The 18,639-nt window shown below is 73.0% G+C and carries 4 protein-coding genes; all 4 read right to left on the bottom strand.

Translation table 11 applies throughout. The annotated features are described in order from the left end of the window. Positions 1 to 34: 34 nt before the first annotated feature. Genes FOF48_RS06750 through FOF48_RS06735 form a run of 4 tightly spaced genes read right to left on the bottom strand, consistent with a single transcriptional unit; the run spans position 35 to position 18,604 of the window. On the bottom strand, positions 35 to 4,615 hold the full coding sequence (locus FOF48_RS06750) for a type I polyketide synthase (protein WP_186001813.1): 4,581 nt from the start codon (positions 4,613 to 4,615) through the stop codon (positions 35 to 37). Further along, positions 4,608 to 7,931, bottom strand: coding sequence for a non-ribosomal peptide synthetase (locus FOF48_RS06745; RefSeq protein WP_143899344.1), 3,324 nt, complete (start codon positions 7,929 to 7,931; stop codon positions 4,608 to 4,610). The genes FOF48_RS06750 and FOF48_RS06745 overlap by 8 nt, the downstream gene beginning before the upstream one ends. A 2-nt stretch (positions 7,932 to 7,933) precedes the next feature. Further along, on the bottom strand, positions 7,934 to 13,900 hold the full coding sequence (locus tag FOF48_RS06740) for a type I polyketide synthase (RefSeq protein ID WP_143899343.1): 5,967 nt from the start codon (positions 13,898 to 13,900) through the stop codon (positions 7,934 to 7,936). 45 nt (positions 13,901 to 13,945) lie between these two features. Continuing rightward, positions 13,946 to 18,604 (bottom strand): type I polyketide synthase, encoded by a 4,659-nt coding sequence (locus FOF48_RS06735; RefSeq protein ID WP_143899342.1) that lies wholly within the window; start codon positions 18,602 to 18,604, stop codon positions 13,946 to 13,948. Between the last annotated feature and the right edge of the window lie 35 nt (positions 18,605 to 18,639).

Below are 18,639 nucleotides of genomic sequence, written 5' to 3'. Positions count from 1 at the left end.
CGTGCGGGCCCGGCGTTCCAAGGGGGGAAGGGTTTCAGCCCTGCTCGAGCTCCGCGAGCATGGCCTCCAGGGCTTCAGGGTCGAGCTGGCTGGCGCTCGCCTCGACGATGGCCACCGTCATCACCTCCACGGTGGGGGATTCGAAGAGGGCGCGCATGGACAGCTCCACCTGGAAGGCCTCGCGGATGCGCGACAACAGCTGCACGCCCAGCAGCGAGTGGCCTCCCAGCTCGAAGAAGTTGTCGGTGATGCCCACCGACTCCACGCCCAGCAGGTCCTGCCAGAGGCCCGCGACCTTCTCCTCCGTCTCGTCGCGCGGAGCGACGAAGGCGTTGGCCAGGGGCGGACGGGGATGCCTGCCGCTGGCGCTGCCCCCCGCGCGGGGCGCGGAGGCCCCTTCGCGCGCGGACTGGAGCCGCGCCTCCAGCGAGCCGAGCGTCGCCAGGAAGCGTCCGCCGGTGGGCTGGGACAGGAGCGCGCGCAGCATGCGGAACCCCTCGGTGGGGACGATGACGGCGTCGGGCCGGAAGCCCTCGCCCACGCCCCACACGTCCCAGTCCACGGCGTACCAGCGGGTGCCGCCCAGCCGGGCCTGCCGGGCCGCCACCGCGTCCATTCCGGCGTGCGCCGCCGCCACCGCGCTGACCGCCATGCCGCCCAGCGCCACGGTGAGCGAGGACTGCACCACCACGAAGTCCGGGCGCCGTGACGCCAGGGCCTCCGCCAGCTGCGCGAGGCCTCCGAAGCGGCCGGCCAGCAGCGGGGCGGTGGTGTCGGGCGTCGACTCGGCCACGGAGATGCGGGTGGCCATGCCGCCGTCGCCCGCGGCGTAGAAGACGCCGTCGATGCGGCCGAACTTCGCCTCCGCCACCTGGAGCGCCTTGTCGAGCTGTCCCGGCACGCCCGCGTCCGCGCGCAGCGCCAGCACCTGCGCGCCCGCCTGCTCCAGCGCGCGCATGCGCTCGATGGCCCGGGACGTGGCGTCCTGGGCGTCATGGCCCGCGCGCCACGCGTCCCACTCCCCGGGGGCGGGGAGCGTGCGGCGCGACAGCAGGACGAGCTTCGGCTTCACCGCCTGCGTCAGCTGCTCCGCGAGCGCGTGCCCCACGCGGCCCAGGCCGCCGACGATGACGTAGACGCCGCCGTCCTTGAGCCCTCCCTGCGCGGGGGCTCCAGCGGCGGGCTCGGCGCCCGGCCGGGACCCGGGCTCCATGCCCGGCGTGGCGATGGGGTCGAAGGACTCCACGTGGCGGTACGGGCCGCGCAGCGCCACCACGGCCTCCTTGCCGGTGGCCAGCTCCGTCACCAGCCGGTCCAGCCACGGGCCCGCCGCGGACTCCTCCGGCGCGGGCCGGGTGACGTCAACGGCGCGCACCGTCAGGCCGGGGAACTCCTGCCGCAGCACGCGGCTCGCGCCCACGGCGGCGGCCTGCCACGGCAGAAGCGGCTCCTCGCCCGTGACGTCCTGAGCGCCGCTGGTCACGACGTCCAGCGACACCGGTGCCTTCGCCGCGCCCGGCCCCACGGCCTTCGCCAGCGCGAGCAGGCCGTGGAAGGACACCGCGAGGCCCGCGTCCAGGTCGCGCGGCTCCCGGACGAGCGGCCACAGGTACGCGATGTGCGCGGGCGTCCAGTCCTCGCCGCGCAGCCGCTCCAGGTGCTCGCTGATGGCGTCCGGAGAGGACGGATCCACGGCGAAGCGCCGCGTCACCGGATCCGACGCGCCCTGGCCCGCGACGAGCGACACCACGTCCGCGCCCGCCTGGCGCAGCCGCTCCGTCACGCGCGCGGCCACGGGCGCGTCCGCCTCCAGCACCAGCCAGCGCTGTCCGGCGAGCGACGGCACCCGAGGCGAGGCGGGCGTGCGCGGCCACGCGGGCACGGTCCACTCCACGCCCTGGGCCGTCGCGGTCCTCGCGGCGATGGCGGCTCGGGGCAGCGCGGGCGGCGGGCCCTTGAGCAGGTCGTAGCGCTCGCGCTGGAAGGGGTAGGCGGGCAGCGGGATGCGGCGGCGGGCCTCGCCCTTGTAGAGGCGGGCGGCGTTCGACTTCGCGCCCGCGAGCCACAGCTTCGCGAAGGCGTCCGCGGCGTGCGCGAGCGCGTCCTGCTGGGCGTCGCGCGGCGCGGGCAGCGACGTGAGGATGGCCGGGAAGGTGCCTTCGGCGGCGTTGCGGCGCACCAGCGTGGCCAGCGCGTTGCCCGGGCCGACCTCCAGGAAGACGTGCTCCGGGTCGCCCAGCAGCTGCGCCGCCGAGTCCTGGAAGCGCACGGCGTCCCGCAGGTGGCGCGCCCAGTACGCGGGGCTCACCGCGTCCTCGGGCGTCACCCAGGTGCCGGTGACGTTGGACAGGTAGAGGTCCTTGGGCTCCTTGCGGGCCACCTTGCCCACCGCCTGGCGGAACTCCTCCACGATGGGGTCCATCATCGTCGAGTGGAACGCGTGCGACGTGTGCAGCCGCGACACCTCCACCTTCCGTGCCTCCAGCGTCGCCTGGAGCGCGTCCACCGCGTCGGTGGGGCCCGCGACGACGATGAAGCCCGGCGCGTTGATGGCGGCCACGGAGAGGCGCGCGTCCATCAGCGGCTTCAGCGCCTCCAGCGGCATCTTCACGGACAGCATCGCGCCCGAGGGCAGCGACTGCATCAGGCGTCCGCGCGTGGCCACCAGCGCCAGCGCGTCGTCCAGCGAGAACACGCCCGACAGGCACGCGGCCACGTACTCACCGATGCTGTGGCCCACCATCGCCTGCGGCGTCACGCCCCAGGACGCCCACAGCTTCGCGAGCGCGTACTCGATGACGAACAGCGCGGGCTGGGTGAGGGACGTCTGCTTGAGCTTCCCCGTGGCCTGCTCGCGCCCCTCCGGGGGCGGATACAGCACGGTGCGCAGGTCCAGGCCCAGGTGCGGCTTGAGCTTCTCCGCGCAGGCGTCCACCTCCGCGCGGAAGGCGGGCTCCTGCTCGTAGAGGCCCCGGCCCATGTCCACGTACTGGGAACCCTGGCCGGAGAAGAGGAAGACCACCGGCCTTCGCGTGTTGGTGCCCGCGCCGCCCAGCAGCCGCCGCGCATCCCGCAGCGCGGCCTTCGCGTCCGCCAGGTCCTTGACCACCACCGCGCGGCGGTGCTCGTGCACGTGGCGGCCCACCTGGAGCGTGTAGGCCACGTCCGCCAGCGGCAGGGTGGGGTTCGCGTCCAGGTGCGCGGCCAGCCGCTCCGTCGCCGCGTCCAGCGCGGCGGGCGTGCGCGCGGACAGCGACAGCACGTGCCACGGGCGGCGCGACGGCGCGGAGGGCTCGGCCTTCGGGGCTTCCTCCAGGATGACGTGCGTGTTGGTGCCGCCGATGCCGAAGGCGCTCACGCCCGCGCGGCGCGGCCCGGCCGGGGACTTCCAGGGCCGGGGCTCGGAGGGCACGAAGAAGGGCCCTCCGTCGAAGTCGATGACGGGGTTCGCCTGCTGGAAGTGGGGGCTCGCGGGAATCTCGCCGTGCTCCAGGGCGAGCACCGTCTTCACCACGCCCGCGATGCCGGCCGCCGCGTCCAGGTGGCCGATGGCCGCCTTGAGCGAGCCCAGCGCCACGCGCTTCGCGCCCGTCTCCTTGCCGCCGAAGGCCTGGTTGAGCGCGGCCACCTCTATCGGGTCGCCCAGCGGCGTGCCCGTGGCGTGCGCCTCCACGTACTGGATGTCGTCCGGCATGACGCCCGCGATGGCGAGCGCCTCCGCGATGACGGCGGCCTGGCCCTCCACGCTGGGGGCGGTGAAGCCCACCTTGCCCGCGCCGTCGTTGTTCACCGCGGTGCCCAGGAGCACTCCGTGGATGGTGTCGCCGTCCTTGAGCGCGTCCGACAGCCGCTTGAGCACCACCACCGCCGCGCCCGCGCCGCGCACGGTGCCGTTGGCCTTCGCGTCGAACGCGCGGCAGTAGCCGTCCGGAGAGAAGATCATCCCCTCCTGGAAGAGGTAGCCCGCCGTCTGCGGGAAGGACACGGAGGAGCCGCCCGCGAGCGCCATGTCGCTCTCGCCCGACAGCAGGCTCTGGCACGCCAGATGGAGCGCCACGAGCGAGCTGGAGCACGCCGTCTGCACCGTCGCGGAGGGGCCGCGCAGGCCCAGCCGGTGGGACACGCGCGTCGCCACGTAGTCCTTGTCGTTGGCCAGCATCACGCCGAACGAACCCGCCGCGTCCATCAGGTCCGGCTGCCGCATCAGCGCGCGCAGCAGGTACGAGCTGAGGCTCACGCTGGCGTAGACGGCCACCGCGCCCTTGAAGCGGCCGGGGTCATAGCCGGCGTGGTCCAGCGACTCCCACGCGCACTCCATGAAGATGCGCTGCTGGGGGTCCATCAGCTCCGCCTCGCGCGGGCTGTAGCCGAAGAGGCCCGCGTCGAAGTCCGTCGCGCCCTCCAGCACGTAGCTGGAGCGCACCCACTGGGGATGGGCGCGCAGGGCCTGCGGAACGCCCGCGTCGTCCAGCTCCGCGTCCGTGGGAACGCGGCGCGCATCGCCTCCGCGCCGGAGCATCTCCCAGAAACCCTCCAGGGTCTTCGCCCCGGGGAAGCGGCCCGCCAGGCCGACAATCGCGATGCGCTCCTCGCCACCACCCACTGCGTCACTCATCCGCGTCTCCATCCGTTTCCACCCGACCCCGCGAGGCCACCGCGCGGCGGTTGACCGTGCGTCGCGCCTCGGCACGGGAGCGGCCCGCCTGCGCCGCGTCCTCCGAGGGCGTGTCCTCCCGGCGCGACAGCCGCGCCGCCAGTGCCCGCACGGTGGGGTACTGGAAGAGGTCCGTCAGCGCCAGCGTCACGCCCAGCTCCGCCGTCAGCCGGCGGTGGAGCTGGAGCGCCAGCAGCGAATTGCCGCCCAGCTCGAAGAACGGGTCGTCCAGGCCCACCCGCTCCACGTGCAGCAGGTCCTTCCACGCCTGGGCGATCTGCTGCTCGATGGCCGTCCCCGGCGCCACGAAGGGCCGCGACGCATCCGCGCCCCCCAGCTCCGGCGCGGGCAGCGCCTTGCGGTCCGCCTTGCCGTTGGGGCTGAGCGGCATGCGCTCCAGCACCACCACGTTGGACGGGACCATGTACTCCGGCAGCCGCTCCAGCAGGAAGGCCCGCAGCACCGCCGCGTCCGGCTTCGCCTCCCGGCCGGTGACGTAGGCCACCAGCCGCTTCTGGCCCGGCCGGTCCTCGCGCGCGAGCACCACCGCCTGCCGCACGGACGGGTGCTTCTCCAGCGACGCCTCGATTTCGCCCAGCTCGATGCGCAGGCCGCGGATCTTCACCTGGAAGTCCGCGCGGCCCAGGTACTCGACTTCGCCGTCCGGCAGCCACCGGGCCACGTCGCCCGTGCGGTACATGCGCGCGCCCGCCACCGTCGCGTATGGGTCCGGGATGAAGCGCTCCGCGGTGAGCGAGGGCCGCGCCAGGTAGCCGCGCCCCACCTGCACCCCGCCGATGTACAGCTCGCCCGCCGCGCCCTGGGGCACCGGTTGCAGCTCCGCGTCCAGGATGCGGATCTGCGTGTTGTCCACCGGCCGGCCAATGGGCACGGAGCGGCGGCCGTCGTTCGCCTTGCACGCGTGGAACGTCACGTCCACGGCCGCCTCGGTGGGGCCGTAGAGGTTGTGCAGCCCCGCGCCGGGCAGCGTGCGCAGACACAGCTCCTTCAGCTCCAGGGGCAGGGCCTCGCCGCTGCACACCACGCGCTGGAGCGACGTGCACTGCTCCACGCCGGGCTCGTCCAGGAAGGCCTGGAGCATGGACGGTACGAAGTGCAGCGTGGTCACCGACGCGGAGGAGATGAGCGCCTTCAGGTACGCGGGGTCCTGGTGCCCGCCCGGCTTCGCGACCACCAGCCTCGCGCCCGTCATCAGCGGCCAGAAGAACTCCCACACCGACACGTCGAAGCTGAACGGCGTCTTCTGGAGCACCCCGTCGCGCGGCGTCAGCCCGTACGCGGACTGCATCCACAGGAGCCGGTTGCACACCGGGCCGTGCGCGTTCATCGCGCCCTTGGGGCGGCCCGTGCTTCCCGACGTGAAGATGATGTACGCCAGCGAGTCCGGCGTCGCGGTGGGGGCGGGCGCGGTGGTGGGCTCACGGGCGATGTCCTCCCAGCCCGTGTCCAGCTTCACCACGGTCGCGTCCGACGGAGGCAGCCGCGCCAGCAGCCGCTCCTGCACCAGCAGCACCGGCGGGCGCGCGTCCTCCAGCATCCAGCCCAGGCGCTCCCGCGGATAGCCCGGGTCCAGCGGCACGTAGGCGCCGCCTGCCTTCAGCGTGCCCAGCAGGCCCACCACCATCTCCAGCGAGCGCTCCACGCACAGGCCCACGCGGACCTCCGGGCCCACGCCGTGCCGGCGCAGCGCGTGCGCGAGCTGGTTGGCGCGGGCGTCCAGCTCCCGGTAGGTGAGGCGCGTGCCCTCGAACTCCAGGGCCACCGCGTCCGGCGTGCGCGCCACCTGCGCCTCGATGAGCGACGTCAGCGTCGCCTCTCTCGGGTGGGGGATGGCGGTGTCGTTCCAGTCCTTCAGCACGCGCTGGCGCTCGCCGTCGGGGAGCAACGGCAGGCGGGAGATGGGCAGGTCCGGCCGCGCGACGATGCCCTCCAGCAGCGTCAGGTAGTGCCCCAGCAGCCGCTCCGCCGTGGCCCGCTCGAAGAGGTCGGTGCTGTACTCGGCGGTGACGCGCAGGCCCTGCGGCAGGTCCACCAGCAGCAGGGACAGGTCGTACTTGGTCGTGCCGGTGTCCACCGGCTTCGCCTCCATCACCACGCCCGGGGCCTCCAGGGCGGGCATGGGTGCGTTCTGGAGGACGAACATCACCTGGAACATCGGCGTGTGGCTGAGGTGGCGCTCCGGCTTGAGCGCGTCCACCAGCCGCTCGAAGGGGATGTCCTGGTGCGCGTAGGCGTCCAGCGTGGACTCGTGCACGCGGCCCAGCAGCTCCCGGAACGTGGGCCGGCCAGACAGGTCCGAGCGCAGCGCCAGCATGTTCACGAACAGGCCGATGAGCCCTTCGACCTCCGCGCGCGGACGGCCCGCGATGGGCGTGCCGACCACCACGTCCTCCTGGCCGGTGTAGCGCGAGAGGAGCACGTTGAAGGCGGACAGCAGCGTCACGAAGAGCGTGCGGCCCTCGCGCTGCCCCAGCGCCTTGAGCGCCTGGGTGAGGGCGGGGGACAGGTGCATCACCTGCCGCTCGCCCCGGGAGCTCATCAGCGCCGGCCGCGGCTTGTCCGCGGGCAGCTCCAGCAAGGCGTGCGGGTTGAGGCGGTTCTTCCAGTAGGTGAGCTGGCGCTCCAGCTCCGCGCCCTGGAGCCAGTCGCGCTGCCAGGTGCCCCAGTCCGCGTACTGCAAGGGCAGCGGGTTCAGCGGCGAGGGCTGGCCCTCCAGGCACGCGCGGTACAGCACCGCCAGCTCGTGCACCAGCACGCCCATGGACCAGCCGTCGGAGACGATGTGGTGCTGATCCACCAGCAGCACCTGCTCCCCGTCGCCCAGGAGCATCAGCACCGCGCGCAGCAGCGGCCCCTGCTCCAGGCTGAACGGCTGCTGCGCGAGCATCACCACGCGCCGCTGGGCTTCCGCTTCGCGCTCGGCCACCGGCAGGCCCTGGAGGTCCATCACCTCCAGCGGCACCTCACCGGCGGGGGCGATGAGCTGCACGGCTCCGCCCTCGCGCTCCTGGAAGGTGGTGCGCAGCGTGTCGTGCCGCTCCACCAGCAGGGCGAGCGCGCGCCCCAGCGCCTCCGTGTTCACGGTGCCGGACAGGCGCACCGCGGTGGGCATGTGGAACGCCGCGCTGCCGGGGCTCCACTTGTCCAGGAACCACATCCGCTCCTGCGCGAAGGACAGGGGCACCTGCTTCGCGGCCGGACGCTTCTTGTCCTTCAGGAGCTGGGCCAGCCGTGCTCGCTTCTCTTCAGGCGTCATGGTCAGGCCGCACCCTCTTCGCCGGCGTCGCCCAGGTCATCGCTGGTGCCCGTGTCTTCCATCACCGCGAGCAGCTCCGCGACCTGCTCATCCGAAAGCTGGTCCATGTTCTCCAGCAGCTTCTCCGCCTCCGCCGCCGTCACCTTCTCCTTCGTGGCGGGCGTGGCCACCTGCGCCGCGACCGGAGCCGGGGCGGGCGTCGCGCCCTCCACGGAGTAGCCCAGCCGCTCGATCACCGCGTGGGTGGAGGCGTCGAACGCGCGGGGCCACTTGATGCGCTTCCACGACTCGCCCAGCTTCTTCTCGATGCCCTGGTGCTGGAGGATGTTGGGGTCGCCCAGACCGCCCATCATGCGCTCCTTCTTGCCGTCGTACGGCTGGACCATGCGCTCGTCGAAGGGCAGGCCCAGGAAGTCGCACACGCCGGTCATCACCTTCGTCGGATCCGCGACCAGGTCCTCGTAGCGCACCCAGTGGCAGCGCTCGCGGCCAATGCCGTCGAAGAAGTTCATCAGGTTCCGGTTGGACAGCGCCCACACCGTCTCCGCGACCACGTAGGGGTCCACGTCCGCGTCGCCGAAGAGGCCGGCGGCGAAGAGGCGGTCGAAGCGCATCCGGAGGATGGACTCCATCACCGGGAGCGGGTGGCGGTAGAGGTAGATGTACTTGTTGCCCTCGAACATCCGCTCCGCGCGCTCCAGCGTCTCCACGTCCATGGCGTACGTGGGCGTCTTGTCCACGAGCAGCCGGGGCGCGGACTTCTCCTGGAGGCGGCGGTAGACGTCCTGCGCGGACACGTCCTGCGACACCAGCGTGTCCACCAGCGCGGCGCCCGCGGCGGAGTCCAGCTTCTCCAGCTCCATGAAGGCCCACTGGAGGCCGCCCGTGGTCCACTCCATCTCACTGCCGAAGCCGATGTTCTCGCGCCACTCGCGCATGCTCTCGAAGAAGAGCAGGTTCACTTCCGGGGGGCAGAACAGCCGGGGGTGGCCCGCCAGCATCACGCGGAACAGCGTGGAGCCGGCGCGCGGGCTGGAGTGTACGAACACCATCGGCGGGTTCTTCTTCGCGGTGTCGGTGCGCGCCTTGCCGGAGGTCTGCGCGCGGTAGGGCTTGAGCGGGTACGCGGACAGCGGCTTGCCCTCCGCGAAGCGCTGCGGATCCGTCAGCCGGTCCATCTCCACGAGCAGGTACTTCGACAGCTCCGGGATGGACGGGTGGGCCTGCACCTCGTGCGGGTAGAGCTGGAACTTGAAGTCCTGCCGCAGGTCGTACTCCAGCTCCGCGCCCAGCGCGTGCAGGTCGTAGCCCTTGAGGCTGCCGTCGGCGGGCAGCTGCGCCTGGGGGATGCGCAGCCCTTCGGAGATGTGGTGGCGCAGGTATTCGGTGAGCAGGGCGGGGCGCTCGGTGGGGAACGCGGCGCGCAGGCGCTCCGCGATGGGCTTCTCCGTGGAGGCCGCGCGCTTGCCCAGCTCCTGCTCCACGCGCCCGGCGACTCCGGCCACGGTGGGCGTCTCGAACAGGCCGCGCAGCGACAGGTCCACCTTCAGCACCGCGTGGATGTGGTTGCGCAGCTGCGTGGCCAGGAGCGAGTGGCCCCCCAGCTCGAAGAAGTTGTCGTGGATGCCGATGCCGTCGATGCCCAGCACCTGCTCCCAGATGCCCGCCACGGTCTTCTCCAGCTCCGTGCGCGGCGCGGCGAAGGGCGTGAGGATGGAGGGCCGCGCGTGCTTGCCGCGCGAGGCGTCCTGCTTCGCCTGCTTCGCCTTCGCGGCGCGCGGGCCCTGCCGCTGTCGCGCGGCCAGGTCCCCGGTGGAGACGGCCAGCCGGCCGCCCTCGGCGTACGACAGCGCGCGGCGCAGGGCGTCCAGGCCCTCCGCCGGCTGGATGGCGAACTGGGCCAGCGTGGGGCTCAGCTCCGCCATGGCGCGGGCGTCCGCGAACTGCCACGCGTCCCAGTCCACGCTGAGCCACGGGTATGCGGAGGACTCCGTGCGCGCTTCCGCGAAGGCATCCATGAAGGCGCTGGCGGACGCCTGCGCCACCTGCCCCAGGCCGCCCAGCACCGACGACAGCGAGGAGACCAGGAGGCAGAAGGCGGGGCCTTGCTTCGGGAGGACCTGCTCCAGCACCCGCACGCCGTGCACCTGCGGGCGGAAGTGCCAGGCGCACTCGTCCGGGCCCGTCTCCGCGATGGTGCCCAGCGTGGCGCCCTGCATGCCGCCCGCCGCGTGGATGACGCCGTCGATGTGGCCGAAGCGCGCCAGCGCCGCGTCCACCACGCCGCGCATGGAGTCCACGTCGGTGAGGCTCGCGGGCAGCACCAGCAGCTCCACGCCCGTGCGCTCCAGGGCCAGGGCGCGCTGGATGCGGCGGCTCACCGCGTCGTCCACGCCCTGCTTCTCCACCCAGGCCGTCCACTGGCCCCGGCTGGGGAAGTCCGCCGTCTCCACCAGGGTCAGCTTCGCGTGATGCGCCGTGGCCAGCTCGGACGCGAGCGCATGGCCGATGCCGCTGAGGCCGTCGGTGATGAGGTACACGCCGCCGTCGCGCAGGGTCGCCGGGCCGCTGGCCTCCAGGCGCACGGGCTCGAACGTCTGCACCCAGCGCTGACGGCCGCGCAGGGCCACCACCGCGTCACGCCCCTCCGCCAGCAGCTCCGGGGCCAGCCGGTCCGCGACCGCGTCCGCCGCTCCGGGCGTCACGTCCACGAAGCGGCAGGTGAGGTTCGGGTACTCCTGGGGCAGCACGCGCGTCGGGCCCACGAGCAGCGCCTGCTCCGGCAGCCGCGCGTCCGCCTGCTCCACGCGCGCCGAGTGGCTGGTCACCACGGACCACGCCAGCGGCTCCAGGTGGCCTGCCTCGCTCAACGCGCGGGCGAGGAACAGCTGGCTGTGGAAGCCCAGGTCCAGCGCCGTCTCCCGCGGCGCGGGCTCACGCGACAGGCTCCACAGGTGCACCACGTTCGCGAACGCGCGGCCCTGCTGCTTCAGCGCGTCCAGCAGCGCGCGGTAGTCCTCGCGGCGCTTCGGATCCACCGCGTACGTGCCGTCCGGCCGCGCTTCGAAGCGCGAGCCCGGGACGACGCGGAAGACGTCCCCGCCCAGCCTCGGCGCCAGGGCCTCCGCCACGCCGGTGTCGTCCGCGAACACGAGCCAGCCCGCCCCCGCGGCGCCCTGGGCCCTGGGCAGCGGCGACAGCTTCCACGACGGCGCGTAGAACCAGTCCGCCACGTCCGCGCGCTTCGCCAGCGACGCGGGCGCGTCCGCGCGGGCCCCTCCGCCCAGCGGCTTCGCTTCAATCCAGTAGCGCTCGCGCTGGAACGGGTAGGTGGGCAGCGGCACCCGGCGGCGCTGCTCGTTCGCGGCGAAGCCCTTCCAGTCCACCGTCACGCCGCCCAGCCACAGCCGGCCCAGCGCGCCCAGCAGGACCTGGAGGTCCTGGGACGCCTCGCGCGGGTGGCGCGTGGAGGCGACGAGCACGCGGCCCTCCGCGCCCGGCTGCTGCTTCGCGAGCGTGGTCAGCACCGTGCCCGGGCCGACCTCCAGCAGGGCCGCCTGCGGCCACTTGCGCGACAGCTCCTGGAGGCCCGCGGAGAAGCGGACCGCCTGGCGCAGGTGCGTGGCCCAGTAGCCCGGGTCCGTCGCCTGAGAGGCTTCGATCCAGGTGCCCGTCACGTTGGACAGGAAGGGCAGGGTGGGGGCGTTGAGCTTCACCTGCCGCACGCGCTCGGTGAAGGGCGCGAGGATGGGGTCCATCATCGCGGAGTGGAACGCGTGCGACGTGTGCAGCCGCGACACCTCCACCTTCTGGGCCTCCAGCTTCGCCTGGAGCGCGTCCACCGCGTCGGTGGGGCCCGCGACGACGGTGAAGCCCGGCGCGTTCACGGCCGCCACGGAGAGGCGCGCGTCCATCAGCGGCCTCAGCGCGGCCTCTTCCAACTTCGCGGACAGCATCGCGCCCGCGGGCAGCGGCTGCATCAGCTTGCCGCGCGCGGCCACCAGGGCTAGCGCGTCGTCCAGCGAGAACACGCCCGCGAGGCACGCGGCCACGTACTCGCCGATGCTGTGGCCCAGCATCGCGGAGGGCTTCACGCCCCAGGCCATCCACAGCTTCGCGAGCGCGTACTCGACGGCGAAGAGCGCGGGCTGGGTCAGCTCCGTGCGCGTCAGCGCCTGGGTCGCGGCCTCCGCCTTGGAGGCCTCCGGGAAGAGCACCGTGCGCAGGTCCAGGCCCAGGTGCGGCGTCAGCTTCTCCGCGCACGCGTCCAGGTGCTTCTTGAACGTCTGCTCGGACGCGTACAGGTCGCGCGCCATGCCCACGTACTGCGAGCCCTGGCCGGGGAACAGGAAGGCCACCGGCCGCTCATGCACGTCCGGCGTCCGCGTCCACAGGCGCGGGCTGCCCTCCACCTCCAGCGCGGCGAGCGCGTCGTCGCGGTCGCGGCACACCAGCACGCGCCGCTTCGCCATCGCCTGACGGCCCGTCTGGAGCGTGAAGGCCACGTCCGCCAGCGCCTGCGCGGGGTGCGCCTTCAGGTGCTGGGCCAGGTTCTGCGTCGCCGCGTCCAGCGCCGCGTCGCTCTTCGCGGACAGCACCACGAGCTGCGCGGGCCGGGACGCGCCGGACACCGGAAGGGCGGGGGCCTCCTCCAGCACCACGTGCGCGTTGGTCCCGCCCACGCCGAAGGAGCTGACGCCCGCGCGGCGCGGGTGCTTGGGGTTCGCCTGCCAGTCTGTGAGCGTCGTGTTGACGAAGAACGGGCCACCCGCGAAGGGGATCTCCGGGTTCACCTCCGTCACGTGGAGGCTGGGGGGAATCTGCCGGTGCTCCAGCGTCATCACCGCCTTGATGAGGCTGGAGACGCCGGCCGCGTTGGCCAGGTGCCCGATGTTGCTCTTGAGCGAGCCCACGGGAATCCTGGGCGGATTCGCCTTGGCCGCGGCGGAGCGGAACTTGAACGCCTTGTTGAGGGCGCGCACCTCGATGGGGTCCCCCATCTTCGTGCCGGTGCCGTGCGCCTCCAGGTAGCCGATGGTCTCCGGGGCCACGCCCGCGGCGCCCAGGGCCTCGCTGATGACAGTGGCCTGTCCCTCCACGCTGGGGGCGGTGAAGCCCACCTTCAGCGCGCCGTCGTTGTTGATGGCCGAGCCCTTGATGATGGCGTGGATGTGGTCGCCGTCGTCGATGGCGTCCGCCAGCCGCTTGAGCACCACCACGCCCACGCCGCTGCCGAACACCGTGCCCTCCGCCTGCGCGTCGAACGCGCGGCAGTGGCCGTCCGGGGACACGATGCCGCCGGGCACGAAGGGGTAGCCCTCCGGGTGCTTCACGTGCACGGACACGCCGCCCGCGAGCGCCAGGTCGCACTCCTCGTTCAGCAGGCTCTGGCAGGCCGCGTGCGTGGCGACCAGCGACGTGGAGCACGCGCTGGTGATGGAGTAGCTGGGGCCGCGCAGGTTGAGCTTGTACGCGACGCGGGTGGCCAGGAAGTCGCCGCCGTTGTTCACGTCGATCTGCACCTGATCCATGCCGCTCAGCTGGTCGAAGTTGGGGACCAGGTGGAACACCAGGTACGTGTTGGTGGCCGCGCCCGCGAACACGCCGATGGGGCCGTCGAAGCCCTCCGGCGTGTGGCCCGCCTTCTCCAGGGCCTCCCACGCGCACTCCAGGAAGACGCGGTGCTGCGGGTCCATCAGCTCCGCCTCGCGGGGCGTGAAGCCGAAGAAGCCCGCGTCGAACAGCTCCATCCCCTCCAGCGCGGCGCTGGCCTTCACGTGGCGCGGGTCCTTGCGCAGGACGGGGTCCACGCCCAGCTTCTCCAGCGTGGCGTCCGGCACGGGCTGGATGGACTCCACCCCCTCGCGCAGGTTCTTCCAGAAGGACTCCAGGTCGGGGGCGCCGGGGAAGCGTCCGGCCATGCCGACAATGGCGATGGCCTGCGCGTCGATGTTCGAATCAGCGGACATGTGGGGTGTGCTCGGGGCTGCGAAAGGTGGGGGGGCGGCGGGCGGCTACTCGTCGTCGGAGGCGCTGTCGCCCCGGCGGTTCGCGCGGCGGGCGCGGCGGCGCTCCCCCCGGCTGAGTGCCTCGGTGTCCTCGGGCGCGGGCTCCGCGTCCTCGGTGCCGCTGGCGGCCTTGAGCAGCCGCGCCAGCGCGCCCACGGTGGGGCCTTCGTAGAGGGTGACGGCTGGGAGCGCGACGCCGAACTGCTCGCGCACGCGGGCGATCAGCTTCACGCCCACCAGCGAGTTGCCGCCCAGCTCGAAGAAATTGTCGTGCACGCCGACCTGCGCGATGCCGAGCGTCGTCTCCCACAGGTGGGCGATCTTCTCCTCCAGCGCATCGCGCGGCGGCACGTACGCGTTCTGGAGCGCCGGCCGGGGCGTGGTGCCCAGGGACGACCCGGGCTCCTGCTTCGCCTCCGCCTTCTCCTGGGAGGCCGCCGGCTGCGACCACTTGCGCGCGCGGGCGCGCAGGTTGCTCGTGGACACGGCCACGTGGGACAGGGCGCCCAGCTGGAAGAGCTGCTCGAAGGCGTCCTCGCCCTCGGCGGCGGTGATGGCCAGCGCGCCGAAGGGGCTCCGCGCGCCCCCGGCGTCGGACTCGAAGTGCCACGCGTCCCAGCCCACGCTCATCCATGGTACGGGCGACGTCTGCGCCTGCTTCATGGCGAACGCGTCCATGAAGGACGTGGCCGCCGCGTACGACGCGAGGCCCAGGCCGCCCAGCACCGCCGCCAGCGACGACGACAGCACGCAGAAGTCCAGCGTGCGTCCGCGCAGCGCCTCCTCCAGCGCGTACAGGCCGCGCACGCGGCCGTGGAAGGTGTCGCGCACGTCCTCGGGGCGGGTGTCCGGGATGGCCCGGAAGAGCGCCTGCCCCACGTCACCGGCCGCGAACACCACGCCGTGCAGCGCGCCGAAGCGGGCCACGGCTTCGTCCACCGCCGCCTTCACCTGGACCTTGTTGCCCGCGTCCACGCTGAGGGTGTGCACCTCGGCGCCCAGCGCCTCCAGCTCCCGCGCCTGCCGGATGCGGCGGGAGATGGCGTCGTCCTCGCCGTGCGCCGTGACGTGCGCGTCCCACCGCGCGCGCTCCGGCAGCGCCGTGCGGCCCGCGAGCACCAGCTTCGCCTTCGCGCGCTTCGCCAGCGACTTCGCGTGGGAGAAGCCCAGCGTGCCGAAGCCGCCGATGAGCAGGTACACGCCGCCGTCGCGCAGCGGAACCTGCGCGGCGCGCGGGGCGTCCGCCGGCACGTGCTCGAAGGTCTGGACCCAGCGGGCCCCGCCCCGGTACGCGATGACGGTCTCCTGCTTGGACGGCGTCGCGGCCTCGGACAGCAGCGCGTCCACCAGCGCCGTCTCCTGCCAGCTGCCCGCGGGCGGAAGCCGCACGTCCACGGCCTTGGCGGAGAGGTGGCTGTACTCCTGCGGAATCACCCGCACGGGGCCCAGCACCGTGGAGAGCTCCGGGTTCGGCGCCTCGTCGCCCAGGGACTGCATGCGGTTCGTCACCGCGACCAGCGACACCGGGCGCGTGCCGGGCTGTCGCCCCAGCGCCTGGGCCAGGCCCAAGAGCCCCAGGAAGCCCTTGCCGAGCGCGGCCTCGAAGTCCGCCTCACCATGCGCTTCACCCAGGCCCAGCGTGCCCAGATGCAGCACGTGGTCCGGCGCGCGGCCCTGCGCGGTGAGCGCCTCCAGCAGCGTGCCCTCGCCGCCCAGCGCGAGCGACCAGTGGTGCTCGTCGTGCTTCGAGGTGACGGCGGCCGGGGTGATGCGCACGACGTCCTGGCCGGCCTCGCCCAGCTTCAGCGCGAGCCGCGTGCCCAGGCCTTCGGGGGCCTCGTCGGGGAGCAGCAGCCACCAGGTGGCCTTCTTCCCGCTCCAGGCGCCCTGCGGCGACGGCAGGGCGCGCTGCCACGACGGCAGGTAGAACCAGCGGGCCACGGGCTGCTTCTGGTCCGCGGAGGCCCACTCGGAGCGCTCGCCGTCGGCGGCGGTCTCCTTGCGCGGATCCACCCAGTGGCGCTGACGCTCGAAGGGGGAGGTGGGCAGCGCGATGCGGCGGCGGCGCTCCGTGCCCCGGAACGCGTCCCAGTCCGCCTCCACGCCCTCCAGCCACAGCCGGCCCAGCGTGCCCAGCACGTGGTCCAGGTCCGCCACCTGCTCCTTCGGGTGGCGCAGCGAGTTGAGCAGCGCGTGCTTCGCGCCCTTGTCCGGGTGCTGCCGCGCCAGCGTGACCAGCGTGTTGCCCGGGCCGACCTCCAGCAGGATGGCGTCCGACTCCTTCAGGAGTTCCGCCACGCCGTCCGCGAAGCGCACCGCGCCGCGCAGGTGCCTGGCCCAGTAGTCGGGGCTGGTGGCCTGCTCGGGCGTCACCCAGGTGCCGGTGACGTTGGACAGGTACGGCTTCGTGGGCGCCTTGCGGGCCACCTTGCGCACCGCCTCGCGGAAGGCGTCCAGGATGGGGTCCATCATCGCGGAGTGGAACGCGTGCGACGTGTGCAGCCGCGAGCTCGCGATGCCCTGGAGCTTCAGCGTCTCCACGAACGCGTCCACGAGCCCCGTGGGGCCCGCGACGACGCAGGTGGCCGGGCTGTTCACCGCCGCCACGGACAGGCCGTCCGGCAGCATCGGGGTGACGTGCTCCTCCGGCAGGGACACCGCGAGCATCGCGCCCGCGGGCAGCGACTGCATCAGCTTGCCGCGCGCGGCCACCAGGGCCAGCGCGTCGTCCAGCGAGAACACGCCCGCGAGGCACGCGGCCACGTACTCACCGATGCTGTGGCCCACCATCGCGTGCGGCGTCACGCCCCACGCCTCCCACAGCTTCGCCAGCGCGTACTCGATGACGAACAGCGCGGGCTGGGTGAGGCCGGTCTGCTTGAGGCGCTCCGACGCCAGCTCGCGCGACTCCGCGGCCGGGTACAGCACGGTGCGCAGGTCCAGGCCCAGGTGCGGCTTGATCTTCTCCGCGCAGGTGTCCACCTGGGCGCGGAAGAGGGCCTCCGTCTCGTACAGCTCGCGGCCCATGTCCACGTACTGCGCGCCCTGCCCGGAGAAGAGGAACATCACCGGACGGCCGCTGTTCTCCGCGCCGCCGCTGAAGACGCGGCCCGGCGTGCGCTCCGCCAGCGCGGAGGCCAGCTCGGCCGTGGTGCGCGCCACCACCGCGCGCCGCTTGCCGAAGCGCTTGCGCCCCACCTGGAGCGTGAAGGCCACGTCCGCGAGGTCCGCGTCCGGGTGCTCGCGCAGGTGCGCGGCCAGCTGGTCCGTGGCCACCTCCAGCGACGCCTCCGTGCGCGCCGACAGCAGCACCACCTGCGCGGGCAGCCGGGCCTTGTCGGTGGCGGGCAGCTCCGGCGCCTCCTCCAGGATGGCGTGCGCGTTGGTGCCGCCCATGCCCAGCGACGTGACACCCGCGCGGCGCGGCGTCGCCCCGCGGGGGAAGTCGCGCAGCTCCGTGTTCACGTAGAACGGGCTGTTGGGGAAGTCGCACGCCGGGTTGGGCGTCTTGAAGTTGAGGCTGGGGGGGATCTGCTTGTGGTGCAGCGTCAGGGCCGCCTTGATGAAGCCCACCGCGCCCGCCGCCGAGTCCAGGTGGCCGATGTTGCTCTTCACCGACCCCAGCGCGCAGAAGTTCTTCTTGTCCGTGCCCTGCCGGAACGCCTGCGTGAGCGCCGCGACTTCAATGGGGTCGCCGACCTTGGTCGCGGTGCCGTGGGCCTCCACGTAGCCGAGGGTGTCCGGCTCCACGCCCGCCACCGCCTGCGCCAGCGCGATGACCTCCGCCTGCCCCGCGACGGCCGGGGCCATGTAGCTGACCTTCTGCGAGCCGTCGTTGTTCACCGCCGAGCCGCGCACCACCGCGTAGACGGTGTCCCCGTCCTTGAGCGCGTCCGACAGGCGCTTGAGCGCGACCACCGCCGCGCCGTGCCCCGCGACGAAGCCCGCGGCCTCCTCGTCGAAGGTGTGGCAGTGGCCGTCCGGCGCCGTGGTGCCACCCTCGTGGTAGAGGTAGCCCGCCTTCTCCGGGAAGTGGATGGACACGCCGCCGGCCAGGGCCATGTCGCACTCGAACGACAGCAGGCTCTGGCAGGCGTAGTGGATGCACGTGAGCGACGTGGAGGACGAGGACTGGACCGTGACGGCGGGCCCCTTCAGGTCCATCCGGTACGCCACCTCCGTCGTCAGGCTGTCCTTGTCGTTGCCGATGGACGCCTGGAGGCTCTCCACCGACGCGACGTGCGCCAGGTGCGAGTACAGGTTGGAGAGCAGGTACGTGTTCATGCTCATGCCGCCGAACACGCCCACGCGGCCGGGCTGGCGCTCCGGGCTGTAGCCGGCGCTCTCCATGGCCTCCCACGCGCACTCCAGGAAGACGCGGTGCTGCGGGTCCATCAGCGCCGCCTCGCGGGGGTTCATCCCGAAGAAGGCCGCGTCGAACTGATCCGTGTCGCCCAGCGTGCCGCGGGCCTTCACGTAGTTGGGGGCGCGCACCATCGCGGGGTCGGCGCCCTCCGCGATGAGCTCCTCGTCGGTGAAGAAGGTGATGCTCTCCACGCCGCCGGTGAGGTTCTTCCAGAACTCGGCGATGGTCTTCGCGCCGGGCAGGCGGCCTCCCAGCCCAATGACCGCGATGCCATCCACTTCGGGGGTGTCAGTGCTCATGGAGCCGTCCTTCGAAACCGGGATGCTTGAAAGTC

It is taken from the genome of Corallococcus sp. Z5C101001, from assembly GCF_007352635.1.
Lineage (GTDB): Bacteria > Myxococcota > Myxococcia > Myxococcales > Myxococcaceae > Corallococcus > Corallococcus silvisoli.
The sequence above is the reverse complement of the archived record's forward strand: the minus strand, read 5'-3'. Positions and strand labels throughout refer to the sequence as shown.